A 13,091-nucleotide genomic window follows, 5' to 3' on the forward strand; every position below is an offset into this window, starting at 1 on the left:
AAAGAATCCGTCGGAAAGGGTCAATAACCGCAAGGACTGCACACCAAATGTTCGCCCGACATCTTGCCTGACGAGGAAATTCTTCCTCTTTCCCAATTGTTCCGTCCGTGCCTGTGCCCGGACCGTGGTGGCGCTGCCGTGTGGCGGTGCGCCTGTGATTCCGCTTGGTCCATCTTGCTGTAACGAGGTCGTATGCCCAGTTCAAAGAAGCCTGCTCTTTCACTCGCCAAAAGCGTCGCCGCGAAGTCTGTCGCAGAAAAACCGTTGAAAGCTGGCGTTATGCCGGCAACTAAGTCGGGTGCCGCCGCTTCCAAATCGGCAGCCGCAACGAAAGTGAAAACCGTGCCCACGAAATCGACCTCCATCGACGATCCGAAAAAAGCAGCCGCCAAGGCGGTTGCCGCCGCCCCTGCCGCCAAGAAGGTAGGCCGCCCGCCCAAGGCCGCCGGCGCCGCCGCGCCCGCCACCGGCGCCAAGCGCGGCCGCAAGCCCAAGGCCGGCAACGAAGCGCCCGAAAGCGACGTCGATCTGTCGGACATCGAGGAAGACCTGGCCGGCGACGAACCGGCAACCGCCACGACCGAGGAAAAGGTCAAGCCGCTGCGCATGAAGATCAGCAAGGCGAAGGAACGCGCCTTGATGAAGGAGTTCGGCCTCGACGAGACCGTGCTCTCCGAGGAAGACCTGGCCAAGCGCCGCTCGCGCCTGAAGACGCTGATCACGCTCGGCAAGACCCGCGGCTACCTCACGCACGGCGAGATCTCCGACCACCTGCCCGACAAGCTGGTCGACGCGGAGACCATGGAAGTCGTGGTCACCATGCTCAACGACATGGGTGTGGCGGTGTACGAGCAGACGCCCGACGCCGAGACCCTGCTGCTGAACAACACCGCCCCCACCGCCACCACGGTGGAAGAAGCCGAGGAAGAAGCCGAAGCGGCCCTGTCCACGGTGGACAGCGAATTCGGCCGCACCACCGACCCGGTGCGCATGTACATGCGCGAAATGGGCACGGTCGAGTTGCTCACGCGCGAAGGCGAAATCGAAATCGCCAAGCGCATCGAAGGCGGCCTGATGGCCATGATGGAAGCCATCTCGGCCTCCCCCGCCACCATCGCCGAGATCCTGCGCCTGGCCGCCGACATCCGTGAAGGCAAGGTCGTCATCTCCACCGTGGTGGACGGCTTCTCGAACCCCAACGAGGCCGACGACTACGTGGCCGAGGAAGACTTCGACGAGTTCGACGAGGAAGACGACGACGACGGCAAGGGCGGCTCCAAGGCCCTCACCAAGAAGCTCGAGGAACTCAAGCGCGATGCGCTCGAGCGCTTCGACCGCATCGCCTCGATGTTCGAGAAGGTCCACAAGATCTACGACAAGGAAGGCTACGGCACGCCCGCCTACGAGAAGGCCCAGCAGGCCCTGTCGGACGAGCTCATGACCATCCGCTTCACGGCCAAGACCATCGAGAAGCTGTGCGATCTGGTTCGCACGCAGGTGGACGACGTGCGCAAGAAGGAGCGCGAGCTGCGCCGCATCATCGTGGACAAGTGCGGCTTCCCGCAGGACGAGTTCATCCGCGATTTCTCGGGCTACGACAAGAACGGCAACCGCGTGCCCTCGAACCTGCTGAACCAGAAGTGGGTCGAGAAGCAGGCCGCTGCCGGCAAGCCCTGGAGCGCCGTGCTCGCACGCAACATTCCGCCGGTGCAGGAACTGCAGCAGAAGCTCGCCGACATCCAGTCGCGCGTGGTGGTGCCGCTGACCCAGCTCAAGGAAATCAACAAGCGCATGAACGAGGGCGAATCGTCCTCGCGCGATGCCAAGAAGGAAATGATCGAGGCCAACCTGCGCCTCGTGATCTCCATCGCCAAGAAGTACACCAACCGCGGCCTGCAGTTCCTGGACCTGATCCAGGAAGGCAACATTGGCCTGATGAAGGCGGTCGACAAGTTCGAATACCGCCGCGGCTACAAGTTCTCGACCTACGCCACGTGGTGGATCCGCCAAGCCATCACGCGCTCGATCGCCGACCAGGCGCGCACCATCCGCATTCCGGTGCACATGATCGAGACGATCAACAAGATGAACCGCATCTCGCGCCAGCATCTGCAGGAGTTCGGCTTCGAGCCCGACGCCGGCATCCTGGCCGCCAAGATGGAGATCCCGGAAGACAAGATCCGCAAGATCATGAAGATCGCCAAGGAGCCGATCTCGATGGAAACCCCCATCGGCGACGACGACGATTCGCACCTGGGCGACTTCATCGAGGACAGCAGCAACACGGCCCCCATCGAGGCCGCGATGCAGGCGGGCCTGCGCGACGTGGTCAAGGACATCCTCGACAGCCTCACGCCGCGCGAAGCCAAGGTGCTGCGCATGCGCTTCGGCATCGAGATGTCGACGGACCACACGCTGGAAGAAGTCGGCAAGCAGTTCGACGTGACGCGCGAGCGCATCCGCCAGATCGAGGCGAAGGCGCTGCGCAAGCTCAAGCATCCGTCGCGTTCGGACAAACTGCGCAGCTTCATCGATACTCTGTAATCCGGGTTCCCTGAAGCCACAAGCGCCCGCAGCGCCCCGTCATACGGGCGGCGGGCGCTCTCTTTTGTGCAACGCAAACAAGAAGAATGGAGCAATCGCCATGAATCCCGATGCAGACAAACTCTGGCAGGCCCCGCGCTGGGCACTGGCCGTGCTGCTCGCGGTGCTGGGCATGCTGGGCCCGTTCTCCATCGACACCTACATTCCGGCCTTCTCGGGCATTGCGCGCTCCATCGGCGCCACGCCGGCCGAGATGCAGCAGACGCTCTCGGCCTACCTGTTCGGCTTTGCCTTCATGAACCTGTTCCATGGCGCGCTGTCGGACAGCTTCGGCCGCCGGCCCGTGGTGCTGTGGGGGCTCGCGGTGTTCACCATCGCCTCGCTGGGCTGCGCGCTGTCGCAGAACATCGCGCAGCTGGTGCTGTTCCGCGGGCTGCAGGGCCTGTCGACCGGCGCGGGCATCGTGGTGTCGCGCGCGGTGATCCGCGACATGTTTCCGCCGGCCGAAGCGCAGCGCGTGATGAGCCAGGTGACGATCTACTTCGGCGTGGCGCCGGCGATCGCGCCGATCATCGGCGGCTTCCTGTTCGTGCATGCGGGCTGGCACGCGGTGTTCTGGTTCCTGGTGGCGGTCGGCGTGGTGCTGTTCGCGGCCAACTACAAGCTGCTGCCGGAGACGCTGCATCCCTCGCACCGCCAGTCCTTCCATGTGCGGCACCTGCTGCGCGGCTACTGGGACCTGTGTTCCGATCCGCGCTTCCTGCTGCTCGCGCTCGCGAGCGGCGTGCCGTTCAACGGCATGTTCCTCTACGTGCTGGCCGCGCCCGCCTTCCTGGGCGACCACCTCGCGCTGCAGCCGCAGCAGTTCTTCTGGTTCTTCCTGCTGACCATCGGCGGCATCATGCTGGGCGCGCGCGCCAGCGGCCGCATGGCGGGCAAGGTGACGCCCAAGCGGCAGATCCGCGACGGCTTCCTGATCATGCTGATCACCTCGGTGGTCAACGTGGCGGCCAACTCGCTCTTCGATGCGCACGTGGCATGGGCGCTGTGGCCGCTGGCGGTGTTCGCCTTCGGCTGGGCGCTGATGGTGCCGGTGGTCACGCTGCTGGTGCTCGACCTGCACCCCGAGCGCCGCGGCATGGCCTCGTCGCTGCAGGCCGTGATCGGCTCGACCGCCAATGGCGTGGTCGCTGGTGCGATCGCGCCGCTGGTGATGCATTCCACGCTGGCGCTCGCCCTCACCTCCATGCTGATGCTCGGCATCGGCCTGGTCGCCTGGGTCTGGCTGCACGGCCGCTGGCCCGAGATCGGACGAACTCTCGCCAACGAAACCTGAAAGAGCGATACCCGAATGCGGCCCTCCCCGTTCCTGACCTACGCGCGCGCCTGGTTGCCGGGCCGCACCACCGTCGACATGCGCGAGAGGCTGCGCGCGGTCTGCGGTGCCGCCATCGGCCTGCTCGTCACGGCCGTGCTGTGCCGCTGGCTGGCCGAGCCGCTGGGCAGCAGCGTCTGGCTGATCGCGCCGCTGGGAGCCAGCGCCGTGCTGGTGTTCGCGGTGCCCGCGAGTCCGCTGGCGCAGCCCTGGTCGGTGATCGGCGGCAACACGCTGTCGGCGGTGGTCGGCATTGCCAGTGTGAGCTTCATTCCCGACCCGGCCCTCGCCGCCGCGGTGGCGGTGGCCGGCGCGATCGGCGTGATGTTCTTCGCACGCTGCCTGCACCCGCCGGGCGGCGCGGCGGCGCTGCTCGCGGTGCTCACGCACACCACGCATTTCTCGTCCGCCCTCTTTCCGTTCCTCACCAATTCGCTGCTGCTGGTGCTGGCGGGCGTGGCCTACAACTCGCTCACGGGCAGGCGCTATCCGCATGTGCAGGTGGTGCGGCCGCCCTCGGCGGACGCCCGCTTCAGCCAGGCCGACATCGATGCGGTGCTGGCGCGCTACAACCAGGTGCTGGACATCAGCCGCGACGATCTCGAATCGCTGATCCAGCAGACCGAGCTCGAGTCGTACAAGCGGCGGCTCGGCACCCTGCACTGCGCCGACATCATGTCGCGCGACCCCGTGTCGGTGGAGTTCGGCACGCCGCTGCAGGAAGCCTGGATGCTGATGAACCAGCGCCGCATCAAGGCGCTGCCCGTCACCGACCGCACGCGCCGCGTGGTCGGCATCGTCACGCAGGCCGACTTCTTCCGCCAGCTCGACCTGGAGCACCACGAAGGCATTGCCGGCCGGCTGCGCGACCTGATCCGCGCCACGCGCACCGTGGTGTCGAACAAACCGGAGGTGGTGGGCCAGATCATGACGCGCCAGGTGCGCGTGGCCAGCGCGGACCGACCGGTGGTCGACCTGGTGCCGCTGTTCTCCGAGGGCGGCCACCACCATATCCCCATCATCGACCATGAAAAGCGGCTCACCGGCATGATCACGCAGTCGGATTTCGTGCGCGCTCTCTACCGTGCCGTGCGGCCGGAGAACTGAAACCTTTCAAGGAGCGTGCATGGCGTGGATCGTTTTGCTTGTGGCGGGCCTGCTCGAAATGGGCTGGGCCATCGGGCTCAAGTACACCGAAGGATTCACGAGGTTCTGGCCTTCCGTCGGCACTGCGATCTCGATGGTGCTCAGCGTGGTGCTGCTGGGCTGGGCAATGCGCTCGCTGCCCGTGGGCACGGCCTATGCGGTGTGGACCGGCATCGGCGCCGTGGGCACGGTGATCCTGGGGATCGTGCTGTTCCAGGAGCCCGCCAATGCCGCGCGGCTGATCTGCGTGGGCCTGATCGTCGCGGGCATCCTCGGGCTCAAGTTGACGAATTGAGCCCAGCCGGTTCCGCGGTGTTCCTGGCCTTGGCCGTGCTTGCTCTCGAGCCGCGGGCTGGCTGCGCAGGCTATTCGAGCACCACGTTCGCCTTCTTCACGAGCGCCGCATAGCGCGCCGCCTCGCTGCGGAAGTAGCTCGCGGCCTGCTCGGGCGAGGTGGGCTTGATGATGTTGCCCTGCTTGTCCATGGCGTCGCGCACCTCGGCGCTCGTGAAGGCCGCGGCCACCGCGTCGTGCACGCGCTGGACGTCGGCGGCCTGCATCTTCGGCGGCCCGATCACCGCGAACCAGCCTTCCACGGCGTAGTTGGGCAGGCCCTGCTCGGCGATGGTCGGAATCTCGGGCGCGGCCGGCGAGCGCGCGGGGCCGCACAGGCCGATGGCGCGCAGCGCACCGCTCTTGAGGTGCGGCAGCACCGCGGGCAGCGCCACCACGCCCATCTCGACCTGGCCCGCGATCATGTCGGTGACCATCGGGCCCGTGCCCTTGTAGGGAATGTGCCGCGCCTTCACGCCGGCCTCGTCCATGAACATTTCGCCGGCCAGATGAATGATGGTGCCGTTGCCCGAAGAGGCGTAGTTGTAGCCCTCGGGCCTGGCGCGCAGCAGTGCGACCAGTTCCTTGACGTTCTTCGCGGGCAGCTTGGGGTTCACCACCAGCACCAGCGGCGTCGCGCCCACCACGCTGATCGGCGTCACATCGTTGATGGCGTCGAAGGGCATCTTCTTGTAGACGGCCGGATTGATGACGTGGTTGTTCGACACCACGCCGAGCGTGAGCCCGTCGGGGGCGGCCTTGACGAGCACCGAGGTGCCGGTGATGCCGCCCGCGCCCGGCAGGTTCTCGATCACCACCGGCTGGCCGAAGGCCTTGCCGAGCGCGACCGAAGCCGCACGCACGATGGCATCCACGCCCGAGCCGGCGCTGATCGGCAGGATGAAGCGGATGGGCTTGTCGGAGCCCTGAGCGAACGCGGGGCATGCCGCCACTGCGGCGGCGCAGGCGCCAAAGCCCAGGACGGCGCGGCGGGTCATCGGAGGAAGGATCGTGTACATGGCTTGTCTCTCTTTGTGGTTTTGGAAAGGCACTCAGGCGACGGCCGATTCGGCCTGCATCGCGGCCATCTGCGCATCCGCGTAGCCGAGCTCCGCCAGCAGTTCGCGCGTGTGCTCGCCGAGCGTCGGCGGATCGAGGCGCACGCCCAGCCGCTCGCCACCCAGTGTGATCGGGAACAGCGTCGTCTGCGCGGTCTGCCCGGCGCGCTCGCCGTCGGGCAGGCGGATGTCCGCCAGCCCGCCGGTCGCCTTCAGGTGCGGATCCTCGTAGAGGTCTTCGGGCCGCACGATGGGCGCGAACGGCAGGCCGCGCGCCTCGAAGATCGCCGACAGTTCCGCAGCCGAACGGTCGGCCAGGCGCTGGCGCAGGTCCGCCAGCAGCGTGGGCCGCAGGCGCACCCGGTCGTTGTTGGTGCGCAGCGCCGGGTCGGCCTTCAGGTCGTCGAAGCCCAGCGCGTCGCAGAACACCGCCCATTGCGCGTCGCTGACCGCGGCCAGGAAGATCTGCTCGCCGTCCTTCACGGTGAATACGTCGTACAGCGCCCAGGCCGAGATGCGCTCGGGCATCGGCGCCGCGGCCTGGCCGGTGATCGCGTATTGCAGCATGTGCTGGCCGACCAGGAACACGTTGTTCTCGAACAGCGCGGATTGCACTTCCTGGCCCTTGCCGGTCTGCGCGCGCTGCATCAGCGCGGCCATGGCGCCGATGGCGCCGAACATGCCGCCCATGATGTCGTTCACGCTGGTGCCCGCGCGCAGCGGGTCGCCGGGACGGCCCGTCATGTAGGCCAGGCCGCCCATCATCTGCACCACCTCGTCGAGCGCGGTGCGGTGGTCGTAGGGGCCGGGCAGGAAGCCCGTGTGGTTCACGTACACCAGCCGCGGGTTGAGCTTGCCGAGCGCGGCGTAGCCGAGGCCGTACTTGTCCATCGTGCCGGGCCTGAAGTTCTGCGCCACCACGTCGGCGGTGGCGCACAGGCGCAGCGCCGCTTCGAGCCCCTGAGGATGGCGCAGGTCGAGCGCGATGCTCTTCTTGTTGCGGTTGAACATCGGGAAGAAGCCGGCGCCCGCGCCCAGCAGGTGCCGCGTGCGGTCGCCATCGATCGGCTCGACCTTGATGACCTCGGCGCCCAGGTCGGCCAGCACCATGCCGCAGGTCGGCCCCATGACCATGTGCGTGAACTCGACCACGCGGATGCCGGTGAGCGGCAGGCGTTTTTCTTCGGCCGCCGTGCTCATGCAGCCACTCCGGCAGTCGCCGCGAAAGTTTTAGGAAAGCCCGCGCGCCACACCGTGCCCTGCAGCGTTTCGCCTTCGAGCCAGCCAGCCACGCGCTGGCGCAGGTCGAGCAGCTTCGGCAGCTGGACGCCGGTCGCGACGCCCATGCTTTCGAGCATGAAGACGAGGTCCTCGGTGTCGACGTTGCCGCTGGCGCCTGGCGCGTGCGGGCAGCCGCCGATGCCGGCCAGGCAGGCGTCGAAGCGCGCGATGCCGACTTCCAGCGCGGCATACACGTTCGCGAGCCCGAGGCCGCGCGTGTCGTGGAAATGGCCGCACCACAGGCGCTCGCCCGCGATGCGCTGCGCGCGCTCGAACAGGCTGCGGACCATCGCGGGATCGGCATAGCCGACGGTATCCGCCAGGCCCACGCGGTCGGCGCCGGCGTCGAGCAGCGCCTGCATCAAGCGCAGCACTTCATCCGGCGCCACGTGGCCCTGGATCGTGCAGCCGAACGCAGTGCCCACGCCGCCCTCGATCAAAGTCTTCGAACCCGCGGCGTCGCGCGCGGCACGGATGCGGGCGACCTCGGCCACCACTTCGTCGGGCGTCTTGCGCAGGTTGGCGAGGCTGTGGGCATGGCTGGCCGACAGCGGCACCATCATGAGATCGGCCTCGCCGGCAATGGCGAGTTCCGCGCCGCGCAGGTTGGGCACCAGCACCGAGGCGACGAGCCCGGGCAGCGTCTTTGCAAAGGCCAGCAGCTCGGCCGTGTCGGCCAGCTGCGGCAGCAGGCGCGCGGGCACGAAGGAGCCGACTTCGATCTCGCGCTGGCCAGCGGCATGCGCAGCGCGGATCCATTCGAGCTTCTGGGCGGTGGGCAGGGTTCTGGCAATGCTCTGCAGGCCGTCGCGCAGCCCCACTTCGCGAACGGCCGCGCTGGGCGGCAGGAAGGCGTGAATCAAAACTTGTCTCCGTCGTGAGGGTCGGCGTCGATCTTAGAAGTTCCGATTCGATCCAGAAGGTATATTTTGGAAGCCATTCGATTCCAGAACGGAACACCATGCGAGACCTCGACCTCACCACCCTCCGCCTCTTCGTCGCCGTCTGCGAGACCCGCAGCATCGCGCGCGCGGGCGAGCAGGCCAGCATCGTCGGCTCGGCCATCAGCAAGCGCCTGGCCCAGCTCGAGGACGCCGTCGGCACGCCGCTGCTGCTGCGCAAGCGCCGCGGCGTGGTGCCCACGCCCGCCGGCGAAACGCTGCTCGAGCATGCGCGCGCGATGCTCGGCAGCGCCCACCGCATCGAGCGCGACATGGCGGCCTATGCGGGCGGCGCGCGCGGGCATGTGCGCATCCTGGCTTCGGCCTCGGCGCTGGCCGAATCGCTGGCCGAGGACGTGGCGAACTTCCTGCAGAACCCGGCGCACCGCAACATCCGCGTCGACATGGAAGAGCGCGTCAGCCCCGAGATCGTGCGCGGCATCCGCGAAGGCAGCGCCTCGATCGGCCTGTGCTGGGACGCCGCCGACCTCGATGGGCTGCAGCGGCGCGACTACCGCACCGACCATCTGGCCATCGTGGCGCACCCTTCGCATCCCGCGGCGCGCGACGGCCAGGTGCGCTTCGAGGACGTGCTCGACCATGAGTTCGTCGGTATGCCCGCGCTGAGCGCCGTGCAGCTGATGCTCGCGCGCGAGGCGGCGGTGGCTGGCAAGCCGCTGGTGTACCGCGTGCTGGTGTCCAACTTCGATGCCGCCCTGCGCGTGGTGCGGGCCGGGCTCGCGATCAGCGTGGTGCCGGCCGAAGTGGCCCAGCCCTTTACCGACACCTACGGCCTTCGGCTGATGCCGCTCGCCGATGCCTGGGCTCGCCGCCGCTTCGCCATCTGCTTCCGCGACGAAGCGACGCTCTCGCCGTCGGCGCAACTGCTGGTGGCGCATCTCGAACGGTGCGCCACCGGCCGCGCGGCCGCCGTCTGATTCGATCGAAATGAGAAACTATTCATTGGCAAATACGGGATTTTTGTTTCCATTCGCGAAACCTAATATTCGGACTGTGCAGGTTGCCATCCCGGTGCAACCCCGTGCCACCGAAAGACCCGAATGTTCCGCAGAACCCTGCTCTCCACCGCCCTGTCCTTCGCCGTCCTGACGGCCCATGCCGCCGAGCCGCTCAAGCTCGAGGTGTACAACCCCGGCGCCAAGTCGATGTTCCCGGTGTCCTCCGAACTGGTCATGGGCCAGAGCGAGGCCGTGCTGGTCGACGCGCAGTTCCAGCGCAACGACGCCGAGGCGCTGGTGCACAAGATCAAGGCCAGCGGCAAGAAGCTGACCACGGTCTACATCAGCCACAGCGACCCCGACTACTACTTCGGCCTCGACGTGATCCAGGCCGCATTTCCCGACGCGAAGATCTTCGCCACGCCGCAGACCGTGGCCGCGATCCAGGCCTCCAAGGACGGCAAGCTCGCGCACTGGGGCCCGATCCTGAAGGACAACGCGCCCAAGGCGCTGGTCGTGCCCGAGCCGCTGGCCGGCGACAGCATCACGCTCGAGGGCCGCAAGATCCAGGTCGTCGGCCTCGACGGTCCCACGCCCGAACGCAGCTTCGCATGGATTCCCTCGCTCAAGGCGGTGGTCGGCGGCATTCCGGTCTCGGCCAACATCCATGTGTGGGTGGCCGACACGCAGACGCCCGCCTCGCGCCGCGACTGGATCAAGACGCTCGGCCGCATCGAGGCGCTGCACCCGAAGACCGTGGTGCCGGGCCACTACCTTCCGAATCCGGACGGCAGCGCACCCTATGCGCTCGCCGCGGTGAAGTTCACGCGCGCCTACCTGCAGGCCTTCGAGACCGAGGCGAAGAAGGCCAAGGACTCGGCCGCGCTGATCTCCGCGATGAAGAAGCGCTACCCGAAGCTCGAAGGCACCTCGTCGCTCGAACTGGGCGCCAAGGTCATCAAGGGAGAAATGAAATGGCCGCAGTGAACGACGGCAGCACCACGACGCTGCACTACATCTTCGATCCGATGTGCGGCTGGTGCTATGCAGCCGCGCCGCTGGTCGAGGCGGCGCGCGACGTGCCGGGTCTCCGGGTCGCCTTCCACGGCGGCGGCATGATGACCGGCGCCAACCGGCGCGCGATCACGCCGCAGTGGCGCGAGTACGTGATGCCGCACGACCGCCGCATCGCCGAGCTCACGGGCCAGCCCTTCGGCGAGGCGTACTTCGAGGGCCTGCTGCGCGACACCGGCGCGGTGATGGACTCCGAGCCGCCGACCACCGCGGTGCTCGCCGCCGAGGCGCTGCGCGAAGGCGGCGGCCTCGACATGATCCATCGGCTGCAGCGCGCCCACTATGTCGACGGGCGGCGCGTTGCCGATGCAGATGTGCTTGCGGTGTTGGCAGCGGAGCTCGCCTTCGATGCAGGCGCCTTCGCATCGGCCTACTCGCGCCTTGCCGGCGAAGCGACCTTTGAACACATCGCCGCGAGCCGCCAACTGCTGCAGCGCGCGGGCGGCCAGGGCTTTCCGACCTTTGTGCTGGCGCAGGCCGACGGCAGCGCGAGCCGCATCGAGATCGGTCCCTGGCTCGGCCGTACCGAAGAATGGAAGGCGCAGCTCGCCAGGCTCGTGGTGCCCTTGCCCGCAACGGCGACGGCTGGCGCCGGCCCGACCGCATGCGGGCCCGACGGCTGCGCAATCTGAGAGGCTGTTCAGCCCCGCCGCGCTACCTGCTGCACTGGAAACTGGCGGCCTGCGACACATCGCCGCCCGTGTAGCGCGGCCACAGCGGCCACTCGCACAGCGGGCGCGCACGCACGACCTTGAATGCCGGCTGCACTTCCTGTTCGACCAGCTGCAGCCCGCTCGGTGCACGGCCGCGCTCGACCCAGTCGGCCAGCGCGCCGAGCATGTCGACGTTGGCTGGCGCACCGCTGCCCACATGGTCGACACCGGGCGCGGTATAGAGGCGCATGAAGCGGTCCACGTTGTCGCGGCCCATGCGCGCCACCACCGATTCGTAATAGCGGATGCCGGCGAACGGGCTCTGCGCGTAGTCGGCCATGTGCTCCAGCACGAGCAGCTTGCCGCCGCGTGCGCTGAAGGCGCCGAGATCGGGGTTGGTCGAGTCCATCAACTGCGACACGGCGGCGATGCGCGCGGCGTGGTCCTCGGCGCGGTAGCTGCGCACGTCGAGCGAGGGATTGCGCGCATAGAAATACTGCAGCGCACCGCTGCCGTAGAACCATGCGATGCCGTTGCTCGGCTGCGGCGGCACGGTCGGCGCGCTGGTGCCCGTCCACCATGCATTCCATCCGCCCGTCGACGCGAAAGCCGGCGTCGCCTCGCCGCCGATGCCCCAGCCCGGATACTCAGTGACGCCATGGGCCAGCGGCACGGGCGAGCGCCATGGCGAACGCAGTGTGCGCACCGCCTGCACCTGCGCATCGTTCAGGCAGTTGTCGCCGCTCGTGCCCGCCGCGCAGCGCAGGCTCGCCGGATCGAAGCGCTGCAGGCAGGCCACCGGGTTCGACACGATGCGGTCCGCCGCGCCATCCGCGGCGTCGCACGATGCGAGCACGGCGTTGTGCACCAGCTGCACCTGCGCGGGCCGCAGCCACCCTTCGCCGAAGGTGGCAATGCCGTTGCGCGTGCCGGCGTGCTGAAGCCCCGTCCAGTTGATGACCGGCACGCGGCTGAAGATGCCGTCGAAGTCCTGCGGATAGCGCTGCGCCATGGTGAGCGCCTCGCGCCCGCCTTCGGAGCTGCCCATGAAGTACAGCTTCTGCGGCGCCTGCCCGTAGGCGCGCTGCATCAGCGCCACGGCCACGTCGCGCACCTTCTTGTACGAGGCGTGCGCAAAATTCACCAGCGCCTCGTCGTTGAGCGCAAAAGCCTGCGGCGGCTGGCCCTGCAAGTTCTGATGGCCGGAGTCGGTGCCGTAGGTCACGTAGCCCCGCGCCAGCGGCGTCGGCTGGTCGAAGCGCGCGGCCGGCACCAGCGCAAGGCCGGTGATCAGCGTGCCGTTGAAGCCACCGCCGCCGTACTGCACGCTGCGCCCGTTCCACGCCAGCGGCAGGTTGACCTGGAACAGGATGGGCGGTGCCGCGGCGTCAAGCGGCGCGATGCGCCCGAGCAGTCGGCAATGCGCGGGCGTTGCCGGTGTGATGCGCGCGGCAGGGCTGCCGCCGCGCTCGGCGACGGCGAGCGCGGCAGCAGGAACGAGCGTGGCCGAATCGATCGTTGCCGCGCCGCTGGGCAGGCCGATGGCCGCGGGTGCGACCGGGACGGCGCCAAGGGCTGCACAGGCCGCCGCCGGATCCGCGCCGAGGCCGAGGCTCTTCGGGCCTGTGGTGCCGCAAGCGGCGAGCAATGCGGCGGCCGCCAGCATGGCGCCCCCGCTGAACACTGTCGTCGGGATCGCCATTTGCCTGTCTCCTTGTTGTTCGCCG

General features: G+C 68.1%; 10 protein-coding genes and 1 pseudogene. 7 read left to right on the forward strand and 4 right to left on the reverse strand.

The window, feature by feature from the left end:
* Nucleotides 1–192: 192 nt before the first annotated feature.
* The 4 genes from rpoD (at nt 193) to sugE (ending at nt 5,360) form a co-directional block, all read left to right on the forward strand.
* Nucleotides 193–2,544 (forward strand): RNA polymerase sigma factor RpoD, encoded by a 2,352-nt coding sequence (rpoD, locus tag IB278_RS06090; protein WP_145745950.1) that lies wholly within the window; start codon nt 193–195, stop codon nt 2,542–2,544.
* A 100-nt stretch (nt 2,545–2,644) separates the two neighbouring features.
* A complete protein-coding gene (locus tag IB278_RS06095; protein ID WP_192322954.1) occupies nt 2,645–3,880 on the forward strand; it encodes a multidrug effflux MFS transporter in 1,236 nt (411 codons plus the stop codon).
* Nucleotides 3,881–3,895: 15 nt separating this feature from the next.
* Nucleotides 3,896–5,026 (forward strand): HPP family protein, encoded by a 1,131-nt coding sequence (locus IB278_RS06100; protein ID WP_145745952.1) that lies wholly within the window; start codon nt 3,896–3,898, stop codon nt 5,024–5,026.
* Nucleotides 5,027–5,045: 19 nt separating this feature from the next.
* The gene (gene sugE / locus IB278_RS06105) at nt 5,046–5,360 is read left to right on the forward strand and encodes a quaternary ammonium compound efflux SMR transporter SugE (protein ID WP_145745953.1); all 315 of its coding nucleotides are present in this window, start codon (nt 5,046–5,048) and stop codon (nt 5,358–5,360) included.
* A 70-nt stretch (nt 5,361–5,430) separates the two neighbouring features.
* On the opposite strand, the gene IB278_RS06110 is transcribed toward sugE, so the two are convergent.
* Genes IB278_RS06110 through IB278_RS06120 form a run of 3 tightly spaced genes read right to left on the reverse strand, consistent with a single transcriptional unit; the run spans nt 5,431 to nt 8,600 of the window.
* On the reverse strand, nt 5,431–6,417 hold the full coding sequence (locus IB278_RS06110) for a tripartite tricarboxylate transporter substrate binding protein (protein WP_145745954.1): 987 nt from the start codon (nt 6,415–6,417) through the stop codon (nt 5,431–5,433).
* Nucleotides 6,418–6,450: 33 nt separating this feature from the next.
* Complete coding sequence (locus tag IB278_RS06115) at nt 6,451–7,656, reverse strand: CaiB/BaiF CoA transferase family protein (RefSeq protein ID WP_192322955.1); 1,206 nt, start codon at nt 7,654–7,656, stop codon at nt 6,451–6,453.
* On the reverse strand, nt 7,653–8,600 hold the full coding sequence (locus tag IB278_RS06120; protein ID WP_192322956.1) for a hydroxymethylglutaryl-CoA lyase: 948 nt from the start codon (nt 8,598–8,600) through the stop codon (nt 7,653–7,655). Before IB278_RS06120 ends, IB278_RS06115 begins: the two co-directional genes overlap by 4 nt.
* 98 nt (nt 8,601–8,698) lie before the next feature.
* Between IB278_RS06120 and IB278_RS06125 the strand changes: the two genes are divergently transcribed.
* The 3 genes and pseudogenes from IB278_RS06125 (at nt 8,699) to IB278_RS06135 (ending at nt 11,343) form a co-directional block, all read left to right on the forward strand.
* On the forward strand, nt 8,699–9,616 hold the full coding sequence (locus IB278_RS06125; RefSeq protein ID WP_145745957.1) for a LysR family transcriptional regulator: 918 nt from the start codon (nt 8,699–8,701) through the stop codon (nt 9,614–9,616).
* A gap of 123 nt (nt 9,617–9,739) precedes the next feature.
* Nucleotides 9,740–10,618 (forward strand): annotated as a pseudogene (locus IB278_RS06130) (MBL fold metallo-hydrolase); the annotation flags it as partial.
* Complete coding sequence (locus IB278_RS06135) at nt 10,612–11,343, forward strand: DsbA family protein (protein ID WP_145745959.1); 732 nt, start codon at nt 10,612–10,614, stop codon at nt 11,341–11,343. The pseudogene IB278_RS06130 and the gene IB278_RS06135, both read left to right, overlap by 7 nt.
* A 22-nt stretch (nt 11,344–11,365) precedes the next feature.
* Here the strand turns inward: IB278_RS06135 and IB278_RS06140 are convergent, their stop codons facing one another.
* Nucleotides 11,366–13,066, reverse strand: a complete 1,701-nt coding sequence (locus IB278_RS06140) for a tannase/feruloyl esterase family alpha/beta hydrolase (RefSeq protein WP_145745960.1) — start codon at nt 13,064–13,066, stop codon at nt 11,366–11,368.
* Nucleotides 13,067–13,091 lie beyond the last annotated feature (25 nt).

The sequence above is a fragment of the Variovorax sp. VRV01 genome (assembly GCF_014852545.1).
Lineage (GTDB): Bacteria > Pseudomonadota > Gammaproteobacteria > Burkholderiales > Burkholderiaceae_C > Variovorax > Variovorax beijingensis_A.